This window comes from Myxococcus sp. RHSTA-1-4, from assembly GCF_020037125.1.
In the GTDB taxonomy this organism is placed as follows: Bacteria; Myxococcota; Myxococcia; order Myxococcales; family Myxococcaceae; genus Myxococcus.
In genome coordinates, this window is record NZ_JAIQDG010000006.1 from 34,933 (window position 1) to 52,828 (window position 17,896).

12 protein-coding genes are annotated in these 17,896 nt (G+C 72.9%); 4 read left to right on the plus strand and 8 right to left on the minus strand.

The window, feature by feature from the left end; all coding sequences use genetic code 11:
- Nucleotides 1–298: 298 nt before the first annotated feature.
- On the minus strand, nucleotides 299–949 hold the full coding sequence (locus K8638_RS10910) for a hypothetical protein (RefSeq protein ID WP_223754402.1): 651 nt from the start codon (nucleotides 947–949) through the stop codon (nucleotides 299–301).
- Between the two features lie 74 nt (nucleotides 950–1,023).
- Nucleotides 1,024–1,518, minus strand: coding sequence for a CarD family transcriptional regulator (locus K8638_RS10915; RefSeq protein WP_223754403.1), 495 nt, complete (start codon nucleotides 1,516–1,518; stop codon nucleotides 1,024–1,026).
- A gap of 186 nt (nucleotides 1,519–1,704) precedes the next feature.
- Between K8638_RS10915 and K8638_RS10920 the strand changes: the two genes are divergently transcribed.
- Both K8638_RS10920 and K8638_RS10925 read left to right on the plus strand, forming a co-directional pair.
- Nucleotides 1,705–4,239: a DNA internalization-related competence protein ComEC/Rec2 gene (locus K8638_RS10920; protein ID WP_223754404.1), complete on the plus strand. Its 2,535-nt coding sequence runs from the start codon at nucleotides 1,705–1,707 to the stop codon at nucleotides 4,237–4,239.
- The gene (locus K8638_RS10925; protein ID WP_223754405.1) at nucleotides 4,172–4,426 is read left to right on the plus strand and encodes a hypothetical protein; all 255 of its coding nucleotides are present in this window, start codon (nucleotides 4,172–4,174) and stop codon (nucleotides 4,424–4,426) included. Before K8638_RS10920 ends, K8638_RS10925 begins: the two co-directional genes overlap by 68 nt.
- Nucleotides 4,427–4,440: 14 nt before the next feature.
- On the opposite strand, the gene K8638_RS10930 is transcribed toward K8638_RS10925, so the two are convergent.
- Nucleotides 4,441–5,640 carry a carbohydrate-binding family 9-like protein gene (locus K8638_RS10930; protein ID WP_223754406.1) on the minus strand — a complete coding sequence of 400 codons (1,200 nt, stop codon included), beginning with the start codon at nucleotides 5,638–5,640 and terminating at the stop codon, nucleotides 4,441–4,443.
- A 122-nt stretch (nucleotides 5,641–5,762) separates the two neighbouring features.
- On the opposite strand from K8638_RS10930, the gene K8638_RS10935 reads away from it, so the two are divergent.
- The gene (locus K8638_RS10935) at nucleotides 5,763–6,533 is read left to right on the plus strand and encodes a YqjF family protein (RefSeq protein WP_223754407.1); all 771 of its coding nucleotides are present in this window, start codon (nucleotides 5,763–5,765) and stop codon (nucleotides 6,531–6,533) included.
- A 123-nt stretch (nucleotides 6,534–6,656) separates the two neighbouring features.
- Nucleotides 6,657–7,580 (plus strand): FHA domain-containing protein, encoded by a 924-nt coding sequence (locus K8638_RS10940; RefSeq protein WP_223754408.1) that lies wholly within the window; start codon nucleotides 6,657–6,659, stop codon nucleotides 7,578–7,580.
- A 32-nt stretch (nucleotides 7,581–7,612) separates the two neighbouring features.
- On the opposite strand, the gene K8638_RS10945 is transcribed toward K8638_RS10940, so the two are convergent.
- The 5 genes from K8638_RS10945 to K8638_RS10965 all read right to left on the minus strand — a co-directional run bounded on the left by K8638_RS10945 (nucleotide 7,613) and on the right by K8638_RS10965 (nucleotide 17,798).
- Nucleotides 7,613–8,044: a PH domain-containing protein gene (locus tag K8638_RS10945; protein ID WP_223754409.1), complete on the minus strand. Its 432-nt coding sequence runs from the start codon at nucleotides 8,042–8,044 to the stop codon at nucleotides 7,613–7,615.
- A gap of 63 nt (nucleotides 8,045–8,107) precedes the next feature.
- Nucleotides 8,108–9,487 (minus strand): tetratricopeptide repeat protein, encoded by a 1,380-nt coding sequence (locus tag K8638_RS10950; protein ID WP_223754410.1) that lies wholly within the window; start codon nucleotides 9,485–9,487, stop codon nucleotides 8,108–8,110.
- A gap of 86 nt (nucleotides 9,488–9,573) precedes the next feature.
- A complete protein-coding gene (locus tag K8638_RS10955) occupies nucleotides 9,574–10,884 on the minus strand; it encodes an adenylosuccinate synthase (protein ID WP_223754411.1) in 1,311 nt (436 codons plus the stop codon).
- Nucleotides 10,885–10,896: 12 nt separating this feature from the next.
- Entirely contained in the window at nucleotides 10,897–14,562 is a 3,666-nt protein-coding gene (locus tag K8638_RS10960) for a UvrD-helicase domain-containing protein (RefSeq protein ID WP_223754412.1), read from the minus strand.
- Nucleotides 14,559–17,798 carry a PD-(D/E)XK nuclease family protein gene (locus tag K8638_RS10965; protein WP_223754413.1) on the minus strand — a complete coding sequence of 1,080 codons (3,240 nt, stop codon included), beginning with the start codon at nucleotides 17,796–17,798 and terminating at the stop codon, nucleotides 14,559–14,561. The genes K8638_RS10960 and K8638_RS10965 overlap by 4 nt, the downstream gene beginning before the upstream one ends.
- Nucleotides 17,799–17,896 lie beyond the last annotated feature (98 nt).

Consider the following 17,896-nt stretch of genomic DNA (forward strand, 5'->3'; position numbering starts at 1 on the left):
ACATGCTCGGAATGCCCGGAGCCTGAGGGCATGCCAGCCCCGACTCCCCGGCATGCCTGCCACCCGGGAGCCTCTATCCGGAACGGAACGTCCGTTCCGCATGGCCCGCCACGCTCCCATTCCCCAGGGACTCCACCTCCCTGGCAGGTCAGCCCCTCGGCCGCCCCAGGCGGAACGGAACGTCGATTCCATGTGGCCTGCCACGCCCTCGCCCCCCAGGAGTTCCACCTTCCCGGCAGGTCAGCCCCGGCCGCCCCAGGCGGAACGGAACCTCGATTCCACGTGGCCTGCCACGCCCTCAGCCCCGCCGCAGCCCCTTGACCAGCAGCACCGCGTTGAGCGCGATGAACGCGAGCAGCGCCAGGGCCACCAGCACCCGTCCCCTGTCCGCTCCCGGCCGCTCCCCTTCGACAATCAGCCACAGCTTCCCGTCATGCGGCTGGACCTCGCCCATGCTCCGCAGCAGGGTGAGCGCCTCGCGGTAGCGCGGGGCCTCGTCCTCCACCAGCAGCCGCCCACGCACGGCGAAGGGGCGCTGGTCCGGCTGTGGCGGCGGCCGCCCCGTCCTCCACTCCTCTCCGGGCAGCGCGGCCCGGCGCACCATGAAGGGCGACTCGCGCAGCCCCACCAGCACGTAGAGGGCGCCGTCGCCACCACGCTCGTAGGCGCCGCGCACCGTGGGCACGCCGTGCACCTGCGCGTAGCGGTTGGAGTCGAGCGCCCCGACGCGGTACGCGCCCTCCGCCCCCAGCGTCAGCGGCTCCCGTGGGGAGAAGAAGTACGCCAGGTCCCGCCACTGCATGCCCAGCAGCACGAGGGCCACGGCGATGGCCAGCACCGCCGACACGGGCTTCACGCCCACGCGGCGCCGGGCCATCCGCGCCTCCAGCTCGGCGATGCGGCGGTCCCGCTCCTCCTGCTCCGGTGATGTGGGCTGCGGCTCGCTCACGCGCATAAAGACGAAGCCCCGAGTCCCTGCGAGGGAACCCGGGGCGGAGAGTCTCGGGCGGAAAGCCCGGTGGCTCAGGCGAGGTTGAAGATCTTCTTCAGGTCCGCCTCGATCTCTTCCTCGGAGCAGTCCTTGGCCAGCGACAGCTCCTTGATGAGCAGCGAGCGGGCCGTGTCGAGCATCTTGCGCTCGCCGAAGGACAGGTCCTTGTCGCCCTTCAGGAGGTAGAGGTCGCGCAGAACCTCGGCGATCTCGAAGACGGAGCCCGTCTTGATCTTCTCCATGTACTCCCGGTAGCGACGGTTCCACGTCGTGGAGTCGACCGAGATGTCCTTCTCCTTGAGGATGGAGTAGACCTGCTTGACGTCCTCCTCGCTGATGATTTCGCGGAGGCCGACCGACCCGACCTTGTTGATCGGGATCATGATCCGCATCCCGTTCTCGAGGATGCGCAGCACGTAGAACGACTGGCGCTGTCCGGCCACTTCGGTGTGCTCGATACCCATCACCTCACCGACGCCCTGGCCCGGATAAACCGCCTTGTCACCAGTCTTGAAGCTGGTCTGCACTAACTGCCTCCTTGAAAGACTCGCTCCCGGCCTTCCAGCCGGGCACTACTACCACAAACCACATACACTGGCAACGATATCGCCTTGACCACCCAATCCGCGCCCGACTACGTTGTCGGTTTTCGTACGCGGTGTCGCCGGTTGTGCGCGCCAACGTGACGTGTGGCGGTGGGTTGGGGGCGGGCGGTGGATCGTCATGCATGGCGCGACGTCGGAGCGCGCCCTTTATTCTTTCCGGCGCTGAGCCTCTCGCTCGGCGCTCTCTGCGCACCAGCAACACACTTCTCGAGCGGATCATTTCTGCTTTGTGGGGCTTTGCTGGGAGCACTCGGCCTTGCGCTTGCTCGCCTGCCTGGTGCCCATCTCGCGGTGCTGGGTGCCTTCTGGTCAGCGGGGGCGGGGCTCGCATGCTGGGAAGCCCGGGTGGAGGTGCCAGCGGGGCTCGCCGCCGGAGGCCCCGCGCTGCTGGAGGGTGAGGCGGAGCGGGTGGAGCGCTTCGACGGCACCACGCGGGTGCGGGTGGCGGTGGCGCGTGCGGGGGTTCCCGAGGGGTCGATGGAACCCGCCCGCTTCCGGGTGAACCTGTCCATTCGAGGAGCGCCGCCGGAATTGCTGCCCGGGCAGCGCGTGCGCGTGGAGACGCGGCTTCTGCCGGATGCGCCTCCCGGCAATCCCGGGGAGAAGGACTTCGGGGCAGCGAGGCGGCGCCAGGGCGTGGCGTTCACCGGCGGGGCCGACGCGGGGCGCGTGCTGGTGCTCTCCCCCGCCCCGGCCTGGCGGCGCGTGCTGGAGGACGCGCGCGCACGGCTGGCGGTGGCGGTGCACGCGGTGGCGCCCTCGCGTGACTCGGCGGCGCTGTTCCTCACGCTGGCCGCGGGGCAGCGCGCGGAGCTGGACGATGCGTGGGAGGAGGCCTTCTCGCGCGCGGGACTGGCGCACGTGCTGAGCGTCAGCGGGCTGCATGTGGCGGCGCTGGCGCTGATGACGCTCGCGCTATTGCGGCGCGCGCTGGTCCGCGCGGGGGCTCGGTGGCGGAAGCTGGACGCGCGCCAGGTGGCGGCACCGGCGGCGGTGCCCTTCGTCTGGGCCTATGTGTTGTTCACCGGCAACCAGCCTCCCGCGGTGCGCTCGGCGGTGATGGCCACGGTGGTGCTGCTGGGGCTCGCGCTGTGGCGGCGCTCGGACGGGCTCAATGGCCTCGCGGCCGCCGCGGTGGTGATGGTGGCGTGGGCGCCCTCCAGCGTGGAGGACCTCTCGCTGCGGCTCTCGTTCCTCGCGGTGCTGGGCCTGGTGCTGCTGTCGCCCGCGCTGCGGCAGGCCCTGCCCCTGGCTCCGCCGGACCCGCGCGAGCCCCGGCGGCTCCTCCGCTGGTGGGCACAGGCCCGCGAGTCGGTGGCGCAGACGCTGGCCGCCAGCGCCGCCGCCACGCTGTCGGGACTGCCCGTGGTGGCCGCGGCCTTCGGGCGCGTGAGTCTGGCGGGGCTCCTCTCCAACGTCGTCGCCCTGCCCCTCTGCGGGCTGCTCACGGGACTGGCCGCCGGTGGGGCCGCGCTCTTCGTCGTGGCGCCCGTGCTCGCCACGCCAGTGCTGTGGGCCGGAGCCTGGGCGTCCGAGCTGCTGCTGGTCATCACCCGCGTCTTCGCCGCCGCGCCCCTGGCCGCGGTGGAGGTGCCCGCGCTGGGGGGGCTGGCCTCGGCGCTGTACGCGGCCGGGCTGCTGGCGTGGAGCCTCGGCTCGGGGCGCTGGAGGCTGGGCGGATGGCTGGCCCCGCTTGCCGTGGTGGGCGCGGTGCTGGCACCCAGCCTCGCGCCGGAGCCGGGCCTGCGCGTCACCTTCCTCTCCGTGGGCCAGGGGGACGCGGTGGTGCTCAGCTCTCGCGGACACCACGCGCTGGTGGACGGCGGAGGCGTGCCCGGGGGCATGGACACCGGGGAGCGCTTCGTCCTCCCGTACCTGCGCCACCGGGGCATCTCCGCGCTGGACGTGGCCGTGCTGTCCCATCCCCACCCGGACCATGCGCTGGGGCTGGCCTCCGCGCTGGCGCAGGTGTCCACCGAGCGGCTGTGGCTGCCGGCGGGCGACGAGGACGGACCGCTGTCCCGCCAGGTGAGAGCCGCGGCCCGCGAGGCGCGCGTGGAGGAGGTGCAGGCCGGCCACCCACCGCTGCGCCTGGGTGAGGCCACGCTGGAGGTCCTGGGGCCACCCGGGCCGGAGGAGCGCGAGCTGCTGGAAGGGGTGAATGACCGCAGCGTGGTGCTGCTCGTGCGGCATGGCGACGTCACCGTGCTGCTCGCGGGTGACGTGGAGGAGGCCGGAGAGGCCGCGCTCGTGGAGCGGCTGGGGCCGGTGACGGTGATGAAGGCGCCGCACCATGGCTCGCGCACCTCGTCCACGGAGTCCCTGCTGGCGCGGACCCGGCCCCGGCACGTCGTCTTCTGCGTGGGGCGGCGCAACCGCTACGGCTTCCCCCACCCGGAGGTCGAGGCGCGCTACCGGGCCCTGGGCAGTGAGTGCTGGAGAACGGACCTGGGCGGAGCCATCACGGTGGAGAGTGATGGGCAGGACGTCCGGCTGGTTTCCTTCCTTGCACGCGAGCCGTCGCCGGAGGAAGCCCGGGTTGCCCGCCGGGAAGAGCATCCGCACCGTAGCGAGGATGATTTCCGAGGACCTCGATCTCCAGCAGTTGACCACCGACCTGAAGCATTCGCTTGGCCCCGGTGAGCCCGTGGGCTACCTGCGCGGCAAGGCGCTCATGCGAGACCTGCTCGTGGAAATAAAGGGCTTCTCGGAGCTCGAAGCCGAGGAGCTCGTCGACACGTTGGAGCTGCGCGGCTTCCTGCGCTTCCTGGGGGACCCGTCCGAGCGCTCGGTAGCAGACGCCCACTGGGAAATCAGCCCGCACGCGTAGCGCGGGGCCTCCGTCTACTGGAAGGTCAGCCAGCCGAAGCGCGGCAGCGCGTGGAAGTCACCCACGAAGAGGGGCGAGAAGGCCTGCCCCTCCACCGCGCGGCGCCCGTGGTGCTCCAGCCGGTAGAGGTTGAAGCGCCAGCGGTCCCCCTTCTGGGGTGGCACGTGAGGCACCTCGGCCAGGCGGGCGAAGGGAATCCGCATCTCCACCGTCCAGCCCTCGTCGCGGTCGCTCGCGTCGTCCAGCGTGCCGCGGACCTTCAGCGCCGTCTTCATCTCCGAGTCCCAGGTCTTGTCCATGCCCTGCCGGCGCGCCGGGAAGTAGGCGTCGAAGATGACGTTGTGCGGAGACACCTGCAGCTCGTTGTACGTGCGCCCGTCCGCGTTGGCGTCGAGGAAGATTTCCACCACCTCCTGCTCGTAGATGGGGTCGTCGCGCTGCTTCAGCGTGCCCCAGATGTCCGGGTCCTCGATGTCGAAGGCCACGTACAGGGCCGCGTCGTCGTAGACGAGGCGCGCTTCGGTGCGCAGCTGGGCGGGACGCCCGTCGAAGCTGCCGCGCAGCACCACGGGCTGGGCTGCCTTCCACGCCGCGTCGTCGAGCACACCGTCGAGCGTGGGGGCCTTGCTCGCGCGCGTGACGGGGTACTCGGGCAGCTCCGGAGCGCCGCCGAGCGGAGGCCCGAGCATCCGCTGGATGCCGTCATGCGCGCGCGGGTCATCCACGGGCAGGCGGCCGTCGTCGTTCCAGAAGCCGAGCACCACGCGCGCGGGCACGCCCGGCATGGGCACGGAGTGGACGTCCTCGACGACCTTGCCCACGGGCCAGGTCGCGAGCGGCGCGGCGCCGTCCTGAATCTCGTGGTCGGCGTTGAAGAGCATGCCCCCGCTGGCGGCGTCCACCACGTGGACGAAGAAGCCGTAACCCTTCGGCGGCGGGCGCTGGGCCTGGAAGTAGTGGGCCAGCCGCACCTGCTCGCCGGGCGCGGCCTTCTGTGGCGTCACCTTCGAGCCCAGGTACACCACCGCGCCGCCGGCGAAGGTGGCGCCGCTGCGGTAGGTGAGGTCCGTGGGCGCGGCCTCCAGGGTACGCGCCTGCGCGGGCGCGGGCAGGCGGGGCGCGCGCTGGGGCGGACCGGCCTGCTCGTCGCGGCAGGCGGCGGCGAGGCACATCAGCATCAGGAGCGGGGCGAGGACAGGGGACGGAGGGCGCATCGGGGCCGGGCATCCTAGCGGGCTTCGACGCGGGATGGGGGCTGCTACGTCCCATGAGTTCCCGCGAATGGGGAGCCGGGGCGGGTTGGACGTCCGGACGCTGCGCGCGTTACGAGTAGCGCATGCGCCCCTTCCTGACAGCCACGTGGCGGTATCTCGTGATGCTCAACTACGAGGTCGACCCGGAGGTGCTGCGCCCCCTGGTGCCCCGGGGGACGGAGCTGGACCTGTGGCAGGGCAAGGCCTTCGCCAGCATGGTGGGCTTCCGCTTCCTGGACACGCGCGTGCGCGGCCTTTCCGTGCCGTTCCACCAGAACTTCGACGAGGTCAACCTGCGCTACTACGTGCGCTACCGGGGCCCCGAGGGCTGGCGCCGGGGCGTGGCGTTCGTGAAGGAAATCGTCCCCCGCGTGGCCATCGCCACCGTGGCGCGTGTCCTCTACAACGAGCCGTACGTGGCGCTGCCCATGCGGCACACCGTGGAGATGCGGGACGCGGAGCGGGGCACTCCGGGCCGGCTGGAGTACGCCTGGAAGGCGGGTGGGCGCTGGCACCACCTGGCGGCGAAGACACGCGGCGCGCCCCAGGCCAGCGCGCCGGACTCGGAGGCGGAGTTCATCACCGAGCACTACTGGGGCTACACGCCGCAGCGGGACGGCGGGTGCGCGGAGTACCGCGTGGAGCACCCGCGCTGGTCCGTGTGGCAGGTGGACGGGGCGGAGCTCGACTGCGACGTGAGCGCCATGTATGGCGCGCGTTTCGCCCCGTTCCTGCGCGGGACGCCCAGCTCGGCGTTCGTGGCGGACGGCTCGGAGGTGTCCGTGTACCCGGGCACCCGGCTGCCGCTCGGTGGGAGTGGGACACCAGCGCCCCGAGCCGGCCAGGCGGCGTAGGTGACCCAGGGGGCGACCGTCCCACGGCATGGACGGCCCTCGCCCCGCGTGGACGCTCCGGTCCGGCAACCTCGCGGAACCCGGAGTGTCCCGCCGGTCCGTGGGTTGCTCCCGGGCCGGGCCATGCGCTTCGAATTCGAGCACCTGGGCACCACCACCCCGTTCGAACTGTCCGAGGGACTGCACCTGCTGGGCGGCGGCCCGGAGGACCACATCCGGCTGGAGGGGCTGCCCCCGAAGCTGCTGGCCCTGCGCATCGAGGCCCGGCGGCTCATGGTGGAGGCGGCGCGCACCTTCTCCGTGAATGGAGTGCTCGCGCCTCCGGGCGTCCCCCGGCTGGTGCTGCCGGGGGAAGTGCTCGGCCTGCCGGAAGAGATGTGTCTGCGGGTGCTCCAGCAGGCGGAGGGCGAGCGCGGCGTGGGCACGGTGGCCGTGCTCAAGGGGCTGCTCACGAGCGCGGAGGGGCTGGCGCCCTCGCGGGCGGCCACCCTCACCTGCCTCACCGGGCTGGACGTGGGCCGCACCCACGCGCTCGCGGAGCAGTGCACGGAAATCGGCCGGGGCAGCGAGGTGACGCTCCGCCTGAGAGACCGGGCCGTGTCCCGCACCCACGCGCGCATCCTCCATGACGAGGACGGCTTCACACTGGAGGACCTGGCCAGCCCCAATGGAGTCTTCATCAACGGCCAGCGCGTGCTGGGACGCGCGCCCCTGGTGGACGGGGACGTCATCGAGCTGGGCCGCTCACTGCTGCGCTTCCAGGCCCCCCTGGCGGAACCACCACCGCCGCCCCCGCCTGCCCCTCCTCCCGAGCCCGTCGCCCCGGATTCGGGGGCCACGGATTCCCCGTCACAGGACGCAGCCCAGGAGCCCGGGACACCGCTGCACACGGACACCGTGCCAACGGAGGCCCCGTCCCCCGGGACGGAAGCGGCGGCCAAGCGCGCGGCCTTCAAGGTCCGTGGCGAATGGTGGCTGATTGGCCTGGGCGCGGTGGCGGCGCTCGCTGGACTCCTCGTCACGTACGCGCTGGCGGGCACGGGCTGAGCGGCCGAAGCAGGGCCGCCCCTCCCCGCCCATCACCCCGCCAGCGGTGCCAGCCCGGCCCGCTCCACGAGAATCCGGGCGAGCCGCCGGTGGTGCTGGAAGAAGCTGGTGAAGTGGACGAAGCCCCACTTGCCCCGGATGGCGTAGACCGTCACGGGCCCGGGCAACACGTCGAGCTTGCGGATGTCCGCGAAGGAGAAGCGCCGCGTGCGGACCATGCCGCGGTAGGTGATGCCCCGCGAGTCCACGACGATGAGCGTGCGCGCGTAGTACGCGAGCGAGACGGCGAAGAAGAGGACGAAGAAGCCCGCGGAGAAGAAGGTCTTCAGCGGCACCCCGTCGAAGCGGAAGAGGTACAGCAACACCGAGACCCAGAGCAGCCCTGCCACAGCCATGCAGGCCGCCAGGACCCTGCGGGGCCTGAAGACCTGCCGTCCGTCCACATCCGCGTCGCGCCCGGTCATACCTCCAAGTTAGTGCCTACGGCTGACAGGGTCCACCTGCCCCCCCGCCCTGCTGGCGGGCGGTCAACGCAGCTTCGCGGCCTTCTGTCGGGATTCTTCCTGGAGCTGGGCGCGAACGTCCGTGGCGGACGAAGCCGCATACCGCTCGTAGAGGACACGCGCCTCCGCGTTGCGCCCCAGCGCGCGGTAGGACTCGGCCAGCCCGTACAGCGGCGACGCCGCGGCGGGCTCCAGCTCCAGGGAGTACTGGTAGTCCGCGGCGGCCTCCGCATAGCGCCGCAGTCCGATGTTCGCGCTGCCCCGGGCGGTGTAGGCCACCGCCAGCATCGGCTCGAGCTGGATGGCCTGGGTGAGGCTCGTCAACGCGCCGCCGTAGTCCCGGCTGCCGATGCGCTGCACGCCCTGCTCGTACGCGCGGCGGGCCTGGGCCCGCGTCGTATCCGCCACCGGTCCGGAGCCCGGGGGCTGTCCCGCCGCCTGCGGCGAGGCGCCCGCCTGCGCCATCTTCGCCCGCGCCCGGGTGATGTTGTCCTGCGCGCTCTGGCGGATGGCGGCGTCCTGGGTGAGCTGTGCCGCGCGCTCCCACTTCTCCACCGCCTGCCCGTAATAGCCGAGCACCGCCATCGCGTTGCCCAGCTTGAAGAGCGCCTCCACATGGCCGGAGTCCGCGTGCGACGCGTCCAGGAAGGCGAAGGCCGCCTCGCGGTAGCGGCGCTCCTTCATCAGCGCATCCCCGTCGCGGATGCGCGAGGCCGCGAGCGCCGGGTTCGGCGTGCGCTCCGGCTCGGGCACCGCGGCGGCGCCGGTGGGACGGGACTCGGGAAAGGGCGCGGGCTGCTCCGCCACCGGCGCGGAGGCGGCCGCGGGCTGCGCGGAGGCCGTGGCCGTGGTGGCCGGCAGCGGCTCGGCGCCCATGGCGGCCAGGTGCTCTCGCGCCTTGCGGACCCAGACCTGCTCGCCGGGGCGCTTCTCGCGCGCGATGTACGCCTGGTACGCGGGAATCGCCTTGTCCTTCTGGCCGAGCTGCCGGTAGCACTCCCCCAGCCCGTAGTAGCCGTCCGCGTCGTTCGGCTCGAGCTGGGTGTAGCGCTCGTACGCCTGGGCCGCGGTGGCGAGGTCGCCCGCCTTGCGCGCGGCGTAGCCCAGGTTGAAGTACGCCATCTTCATCCCGGGGTCCGCCTGGGTGGCCTCGCGGAAGCGGGCGATGGCGTCCGCCACCTGCCCCTTGCGGAAGAGCACGGTGCCCAGGCCGTTCAGCGCGGCGGCGTAGCCGGGCGTGGCGGTCAGTGCTTCACGATAGGCCGCGGCCGCTTCGTCCAACCTGCCGGCCGACAGCGCCGACTCGGCCCGCTCGAAGGCGGCGCGCGCGGGCGCGGAGGGCTCCGCGGCGCCCAGCAGCAACGCCGCGGACATGGCGATGACGAACCTGCGCAAGACGACCATGACGGCTCCCGGAGATGCCAACCCCGGAAGCCGTAGCAGAAAACGGGGGGCCGCGTCAGCCCACTCCAGCCGGGGCCCCCGTGCGGTCAGCTCCGGAACGGGTTCTGGAGGAGCACCGTCTCGCCGCGGTCGGCGCCCACGGAGACGCACACCACGGGGACGCCGCTGACCTCTTCCACGCGGCGCACGTAGCGCTTGGCGTTCTCCGGCAGCTCGTCGAAGGTGCGCACGCCGGCGAGCTTCTCGTCCCAGCCCGGCATGGTCTCGTAGATGGGCTTGACGCGGGCCAGGTCCTCGTAGTCGCCGGGCAGCTCGGTGATTCGCTGGCCGTCCAGGTCGTACGCGTTGCAGATGTTCAGCGTCTTGAGGCCGCTGAGCACGTCCAGCTTGGTGAGCGCCATGCCCCACAGGCCGTTGACGCGCGCGGCGTAGCGAAGCACCACGCCGTCCAGCCAGCCGCAGCGGCGGGGGCGGCCGGTGGTGGCGCCGAACTCGTCACCCACCTTGCGGAGCTGCTCGCCGATGGCGTCGTTCAGCTCGGTGGGGAACGGGCCGCCGCCGACGCGGGTGGTGTAGGCCTTGCTGATGCCCATCACCTTGTCGATGGCCGTGGGGCCCAGGCCCGAGCCCACCGCCGCGTTGCCCGCCACGCAGTTGGACGAGGTGACGAAGGGATAGGTGCCGTGGTCCACGTCCAGCAGCGTGCCCTGCGCGCCCTCGAAGAGGATGCGGGCGCCGCGGCGCACCTGCTCGGAGAGGTAGAGCGAGGCGTCGTGCACGTAGGGCTTGAGCCGCTCGCCCAGGGCGGAGAACTCGGCCAGCACCTGGGGCACCTCGAGCTGCGGCACGTCTGCGCCGGCCTGCGCGCAGAGGTCCTTCAGCTCCTCCAGGGCCAGCGGCAGGCGCTCTTCAATCCGCTTGCGCAGCCGCTCCGGGTTGAGCAGGTCGCGCATGCGGATGCCGCGGCGGGCGACCTTGTCCTCGTAGGACGGGCCGATGCCACGGCCCGTGGTGCCAATGGCGCTGCCGCCGCGTGCCTTCTCGCGGAAGCTGTCCAGCAGCTTGTGCCACGGGAAGATGACGTGGGCATTGTCGGAGATGAGGAGCTGCCCATCGTCCTTGAGGAAGCCGCGCGCCTTGAGCGCGTCGATTTCCCCGACGAGGACGGCGGGGTCCACCACCACTCCGTTGCCAATGACACACGTCTTGCCCGGGTGGAGGATGCCCGAGGGAATCAGGTGGAGGACCGTCTTCTGGCCCCCCACCACGAGCGTATGGCCCGCGTTGTTGCCGCCCTGGAAACGGACGACCACCTGGGCATGCTCGGTGAGCAGGTCAACGACCTTGCCCTTACCCTCATCTCCCCACTGCGCTCCGATGACGACGACGTTCGGCATGGTGCCCGCGCCTTAGCACGCGCGGGGGGCCGGGTGACAGTGTTCCGAGAAGCCGCAATGGAGGGCCTGGCAGGTCGCCCTCTCGCGTCCCGGCCAGTCCCCCTGGACCTCCCCACGCGCCAGCGCCCGGACCGCCCCGGCGAGCCGCCCGGCTGCCGCCTCCAGCCCCTTTGCCCCCACCAGCCACTCCGGCTCCGGACTCGCCTCCACCAGGAAAACCACACCCACCCGCACCGGCACGCCTTCACGCACCATCCGCCGCGCGGCCAGTTCCAGCGCGGCCAGTTCGTGCGCGTACGCCGCCGCGCCCAGCGGGTGCCGCCCTCCGGACTTGAAGGCCACCACCACCGCCTCCCCTTCCGGTGACTCCCAGAGGAGGTCCACCTCGCCCTCCAGGGCAGCGCCACCGTCCAGGGAGAGCAGGAAGGGCAGCCCGCGGTGGACGGCCTGCGCCGGAGACGCCGACATGCGCCGGGCCAGCTCCGTGCCCAGGAAGCGCTCCACCGTGCCCAGCACGCCCTCCATGCCCTCTTCATCCGGCAGCGCGCCCGCGTCCCGCAGCAGGACCTCCAGGTGCGCACGGCGCTCGGCGGGCTCCGCGTCCGGTGCCGCCGCCAGCCGCAGGTCCACCCCGCGCAGCAGGCGCAGCGTGAGCCCCTCCGGACTCCCGGCGGGCAGCCACCCGTCGGGCTCCACCAGCGGCGGAGCGTCCCGGGGCGGCGTCTCCCAGGGCCACGCCGCCCCCTTCAGTCCCAGCCGATGCACGTAGTGGAAGCGCCGGGGGCACGCGAGGAAGTCCCGCACCGCGTCCACGGAGGACACCGCCGTCCCCCGCGAGTCACCCTCCTCCGCGTGCGCGCCGCGCACCCGCAGCAGCGCGGCCTCCAGCCGGGCCCCGGCGCGAGCCATCGCCTCCGGCCCCGGCGGCTCCGGGTCCGCGGGCGGCGGGAGCGAGTCGACGTCCAGGTCGTCCACCAGCTCGCGCAGCTCCGCGTCCACCTCCAGCCGCCCGTCGATGAGGTGCCACCACGAGTCCTTGCCCCCGCGAGGCTCCGCGCCACCGGACAGCACCAGCATGTCGCGGGCGCGGGTGAGGGCCACGTAGAGGAGGCGGCGGTACTCGGCGTCCTCGCGCGCCTTCAGCTCGGCCTTCACCGCCTCGAAGCGCTTGGAGGTGTAGCCGTCCAGCGAGTCCGGCACCCAGGGGCGCAGGGCGATGCCGTGCGCGCGCTCGAAGTGCGCGCGGGCGCTGGTGGTGCGCCGCCGTCCGCCCAGGGCCGGCACCACGACGATGGGCCACTCCAGGCCCTTGGCGCGGTGGATGGTGAGGAGCTGCACCGCGCGCGGGTCGCCCGCGTCCAGCAGGTCCGCCTGCGCCTCGGTGGGGTCGTTCTCCGCCAGCATCCGCAGCTCGCGCGCGAAGGCCACGCACCCGCCCGTGCCCCGCTCGTCCCGGCGCGAGGCCAGCGACAGCAGCTTCTCCACGTTGGCGCTCGCCTGCTCCGCGTAGGGCGAGCCCGCCAGCGCCTCGCGGTAGCCCGTCACGTCCAGCGCCGACAGCAGCAGCTCCCTCACGCCCAGCCTGTCCCGCTCGCGCCGCAGCGCGGGCAGCGCGCCGAGGAAGCGCTCCAGCCGTGTCCGCTCGCGCTCGGGGAGCGGCTCCAGCACCCGCGAGTCCGACAGCCTCGGTGACGTCAGGGACAGGGGCTGGTCCCCCGCGAGGAGGAACAGCGACGCGTCCGACAGGCCCACCAGCGGCGAGCGCAGCACCGCGGCGAAGGCCAGCGAGTCCTCCGCGTCCGCCAGCAGCGACAGCAGCGACGCGAGGTCCAGCACCTCCTGTGCGCCGTAGAAGCCGCGCCCGCGCAGCACCCGGTGCGGCACGCCGTGGCGGATGAGCGCCTGCCGGTACACCTCCAGGTGAGTGAAGGTCCGGAAGAGCATGGCCACGTCGCCACCGCGCGCCGGGCGAGCGCCCTCGCCGTCCTCGTTCTTCACGGTGGGCGGCGCCCCGGGCGCCAGCAGGCACCGCAACCGCCGCGCGACGCAGTCCGCATCCAGCCAGCGCAGGTCCGCGGCCGTGTCGGCCTCCTCCAGCTGCAGCCGCTCCACCACCGGCGCTTCGGTGAGCGAGGAGCGGACGGCGGACAGGTCGTCCTCCTCGGGGACGTAGACGACCTCGAAGGGGCGCGGTGCGTGCGCGTCGGCCGCGACGAGCACCCCGGCGAAGGTGCGGTTGAAGAAGGACAGCAGCCCCGGCACCGAGCGGCGGTTGTGCTGGAGGAAGTCGCGCGTGCCGCCCTCGGCTTCAATCTTCTTCGCCAGCACGGAGAAGACGGAGACGTCCGCGCCGCGGAACTCGTAGATGGACTGCTTCCGGTCACCCACCGCGCAGAGGAAGGCGGGCTCCAGCGGCAGCGACGCCACCAGGTCCGCGTCCGGCGCCAGCTCGCGTGGCCCACCCTCTCGCTGCTCCGACAACAGCAGCACCAGCTCCAGCTGGAGGCGGTTTGTGTCCTGGAACTCGTCCACCAGCAGCGCGCCGATGCGCTCCTGCACCTGCCGGCGGAACTCCGGGAAGTCGCGCAGCAAGTCCCGGGACTTCACCAGCAACGAGGTGAAGTCGAACACGTTGCGGCGCGACAGCTCCGAGTCGTGGCGCTCCTCCACCTGCCCCAGCAGCTCGCGGAAGGTGGCCTCGAAGGGGGCGGTGCGCCATGCGGCCCAGGCATCATCCAGCCGGGGCACGGAGCCGTCGCTCTTGCCGAAGACGCGCCAGTACAGCTCGCGCACGGGGGCCGCCGCGCCCTTGCTGAGCCTCGCGAAGTTGCGGCCGTCCGCCTTGAAGCAGGCCCGCAGCCAGGGGAAGCGCTCGCCCTGGCCGAAGTTCTCCGCCGTCATCCCGTTGAGCGCGCGCTCCAGCCCGCCCAGCAGCCGGCTCCACTCGCCCTTCGCGTCCAGCCCACGCGCCTCGGAGCACAGGCGAATGCAATCCGTGATGGCCGCGTCCAGCTCCACGCGGGCCTCGGCCGCGTCTCCCACCGCGGCGGTGGCGGCGCGCAGTCCCTCCTCACGCAGCTTGCGGTAGACGGACACCAGCGCGGCCACCAGCCCGTCGGAGAAGCCCGAGCCGGAGAAGCCCAGCTCCTGGCACAGCTCGCGCACCTGCGCGTCGCCGTCCTCCAGCGCGTCCAGCACCACGCGCTCGCACACGTCCTGCACCAGGCCCGTGGCCTCCAGCTCGTCCAGCACCTCGAAGCTGGGGTCGATGCCCACCGCCGGAGGCGCGCGGCGCAGGAGCTGCCCGCAGAGCGAGTGGAAGGTGCCCACGGTGGCCGCGCCCAGCTCCTCGCGAAGCTGGCGCCACGCGTCCGGCAGGGGGAAGGGCTTGTCCAGCCGCTCCAGCGAGGCGCGCAGCTCCTTCTCCTGGTCCTGCCGCGTGTCACCCTGGGCCAGTCCGTCCAGGCGCTGGCGCACGCGCGAGCGCATCTCCGCGGCGGCCTTGTCCGTGAAGGTGAGCATGCACAGCCGCGACGGGCGCACCGCGGGGCCGGCCTCGCGCGCGCCGGCCAGGAGGTGCAGCGTCATCGTCACCAGGCTGTACGTCTTGCCCGCGCCGGCGCCCGCCATCAGGGCCAGGTTGCGCTCCAGCGCGAACGGGGAGGGAGCGCCGCTCATCCGCCCTCCTCCGTCATCCGGCGCTCCGTAATCCGGCACACGGCGCGGAAGCCGCACATGCCGCAGTCCTGGGGCCGCGCGGCGAAGCGCCCCTCGCGCAGCGTGTTCACCAGCGACTCCACCGCGTTGGGCAGGTTGAGGCCGTTCTTCTCCGCCACCTTCGCGCGCACCTCGGGGTCCGTGGACAGCAGCTCATCCAACTCCTGCTCGGAGACGACCTCGGTGAGGTGGATGGTGGCACCCGTGCGCAGCGAGAACCAGGCCGCCTGCTTCGCGTCCCGGTGGCCACTGGCCCGCGCCGCGAAGAGGTACAGCGGGAGCTGGAAGTCCGACGTGAGCAACTTCTCCTTCAGCGCGCGCCTGTCCAGCCGGCCGGACTTGTAGTCGATGACGCCCACGTCGCCGCCCGCCTGGTCCAGCCGGTCAATCTTGCCCTCGAAGACGATGGCGTCCCCCTGGATGGGGAGGATGACGTTGCGCCACTTGTCGTCCTCGGCGGCGGGGCCGAACTGCAGCTCGAACCCCTCCGGCACCATCTTCTCGAAGGGCAGTCCGCGCCGCTCGTCCACGAGGATGCGGCGGGCCATGGCGCGAGCACGCTCATGCGCCAGCTTCCACAGCGCCGGATGGCCCACGTGGTGGAACTTCTCGAAGTGGGAGATGGCGGACTTGAGCGCGGCGTCCAGCACCTCGTCCGGAATCTCCTCGGGCGCCTTGCCCAGCAGGCCATGCTTCTTGAGGGCCTGGAACACCTCCTCCACCACCCGGTGCCAGAAGGTGCCGCGCCCGCGTGCGTCGAACTCCTCGCCCGGCTGGTCCGGCTCCGCCACCTTCAGCCCGTACGTGAGGAAGCCCTGGAAGCCGCAGTTGCCGAAGCGCGCCAGCGCCGACGCGGACAGCGGGCGGGTGAGGTCGAAGCGGAACGTCTCCCGCAGCGACTCGCGCAGGGTGTTCGCATCCACCGAGCCCGTGTACCGCCCCGGAGCCTGATCCGGGTGGGTAAAGAACAGGAGTCGCTCCCGCTCGACCTCCGCCAATTCGCGCGCGCCCGCGTACCAGACCTCCTTCTCGAACTGGCGCCGCAGCAACGGGGCCGCGGAGTCCGGCTCGGTGACGCGCAGCTTCGGGTGGGCCAGCGCCTCCAGCGCGACGCAGCGGCGCAATTCGGCCTCGGTGAGCACCTCGTCCAGCGGGGGAATGGGCGGCAGCGAGCGCGGCGTCCACTTCAGCGCGGTGAGCCGGCGCACCTCCTCCAGGAACGCGGAGGGCACCTGCTCCTGCCCGCCCGCGGCCTCCATGGCGAAGGACAGGCTCACCGTCGCCTCCGCGGCCACCAGCGCGCTGGCGAACAGCAGCCGGTCCTCCGTGAGGCGCCATGGCGCGCGGTCCTCGAACTCGCCGCCGGTGAGGCGGAAGATGTCGCGGCCCAGGTGCTTGTTGAGGGCGGCGCGCTCCGCGTCCCCCAGCAGCGGAGAAGGCACGTCCCGCCCCGGGAAGCGCCCCTCCGTCATTCCCGCGAGGAAGAGGTGGCGGAACGTGCGGCCCGGCAGCTCGGCGACCTCCAGCACCTCCACCGCGGCGCTCCGGGGCCCGCGCGGCGGCAGGTGCGCGTCCGCCATGGCGTCCCGCAGCCACCGGCCGAAGGTGCGGCGGCGCAGCTTCGGCCCACCGCCCACCGCCTTCATCGTCCGCAACAGTCCCTGCACGCGCAGGCGGAGCGCCTCGCGCGCGGCCTCGTCCCGTGCCCGCGCATCCACCGCCCGTGCCCCCAGACCGCCTTCCTCGCGCGGCTCCAGCGGCCCCTCGGAGTCCATCAGGCCCAGCCGCTCCACCACGTACCACCACGCGGCGAGCAACTCCCCGGCGGTGCCCTCCTCGGGGATGCGGCGGCAGAAGTCCACCAGCAGCATGCAGCGCTCGCGCAGCACCTGCACGGCGTGGACGCGGTTGCCGGCGTCCTTCTTCTGCGCGCCGTAGAGCGCCAGCTGCCTGCGCGCGAGCCCCTCCAGGCGCACGTCGTACGCGCCGCGCCCGCGCACCGCGCCCAGCCGGTCGTCACGGACGGCGGCCAGCGCGAAGAGGCTGGCGGGCGCGTCCGGGCCCCCTCGCGACAGCGTGGGCGCGTAGCGGCTGCCCACCAGGTCCGCGACGCGCTCGGCGGGGAAGCCGTCCTCCACCAGCAGCGGCAGGTCCAGCGCGAGGCGCACCGGCCCCGCCAGGGCCAGGGGCTCGCCCCACGGCAGGCGCACGGGCACGCCCAGCTCGCCCAGCGACTCCGAGAGCCACGCGGCCTCCGGCCCCGGCTCGCGCCACGCGATGGCGATGTCCCCGGGCGAGGCGCCCTCCGCGATGAGCCGCTTCACGTCGCGAGCGACGAGGCGGGCCTCCTCCCGGGCAGTGGCCGCGCTCCACATTCGCAGCGCGGGCACCGCGTCCTTCAGCACGTCGCGCTCGGCGCGCGGTGAGAACAGGTGGCGGCCCAGGTCGATGAGGGGCCGGCCCTCGAAGGTGACGTCCGCCTTGAAGAGGTCCACGTGCGGCATCGTCTCGCCGCGGTTCTCGAAGGCGCGGAAGAGGGCCGCCAGCGCCGCGTCCGCCGAGGGCGAGCCACCCACCGGCGTCTCCACCCGCAGCGTCACCCGCCGCGACTCGCACGCCGCGGCCAGCGCCAGCAGCAGCTCCAGCCCGGAGGGCCGCACGTCGTAGATGCCGTGCAGCACGAGCGTACCCACGCCCTCCCAGCCCACCGGCCACGCGCCACGGCCCAGGGCCTCGCGAGCGCCGCGCAACACGTCCTCGCGGTCCGCCAGCCCCAGCTCGGCCATCTTCTGCTCGTACAGGTGGTACAGGCGGGCGAGCACCCGCACCCTCGCCCGCCGCTCCTGCGGGAGCACCTCCACGGCGTCCTGCAATTCACGCGGGGTGAGGCGGCCGGCCTTCAGGTCCAGCACCACGTCCAGCGCGGCGCGGGCGAAGGCGGGCTCCCGGACGTACTCGCCGAACGGGGTGGGCCCGAGGGCCGGCCCCAGCGAGGCCACCACGGCCCGCGCCGCCACCGCCGGACACGGGCGGCGGTTCAGCTCACGCGCACCGCCCAGTCCCTGGAGCAGGTCGTCCCAGGTGAGCAGGCTGGTGCCCACCGTCAGGCCGCTCGCATCCCCCAGGGCGCGCAGCGCGGCCTGCCGCCGGCCGGCGTCGGGGTACACATGGAGGGTGCGGCCGGGGCGGGAGGACATGCGAGAGCGGAGTGTAGAACGACCGGACGGGTGACTTTCATGCTCCATTCCGGGCCCGCCGCCCAGGGTCTTTCAACGGTCGCCTGCCTGCCCTCCCT

Bases quoted from the DNA above. Each gene is read 5' to 3' on its own strand.
- K8638_RS10965 (WP_223754413.1), bottom strand. From the start codon at position 17,798: ATGTCCTCCCGCCCCGGCCGCACCCTCCATGTGTACCCCGACGCCGGC.
- K8638_RS10935 (WP_223754407.1), top strand. From the start codon at position 5,763: ATGCGCCCCTTCCTGACAGCCACGTGGCGGTATCTCGTGATGCTCAAC.
- K8638_RS10960 (WP_223754412.1), bottom strand. From the start codon at position 14,562: ATGAGCGGCGCTCCCTCCCCGTTCGCGCTGGAGCGCAACCTGGCCCTG.
- K8638_RS10945 (WP_223754409.1), bottom strand. From the start codon at position 8,044: ATGACCGGGCGCGACGCGGATGTGGACGGACGGCAGGTCTTCAGGCCC.
- K8638_RS10940 (WP_223754408.1), top strand. From the start codon at position 6,657: ATGCGCTTCGAATTCGAGCACCTGGGCACCACCACCCCGTTCGAACTG.
- K8638_RS10930 (WP_223754406.1), bottom strand. From the start codon at position 5,640: ATGCGCCCTCCGTCCCCTGTCCTCGCCCCGCTCCTGATGCTGATGTGC.
- K8638_RS10955 (WP_223754411.1), bottom strand. From the start codon at position 10,884: ATGCCGAACGTCGTCGTCATCGGAGCGCAGTGGGGAGATGAGGGTAAG.
- K8638_RS10950 (WP_223754410.1), bottom strand. From the start codon at position 9,487: ATGGTCGTCTTGCGCAGGTTCGTCATCGCCATGTCCGCGGCGTTGCTG.
- K8638_RS10925 (WP_223754405.1), top strand. From the start codon at position 4,172: ATGATTTCCGAGGACCTCGATCTCCAGCAGTTGACCACCGACCTGAAG.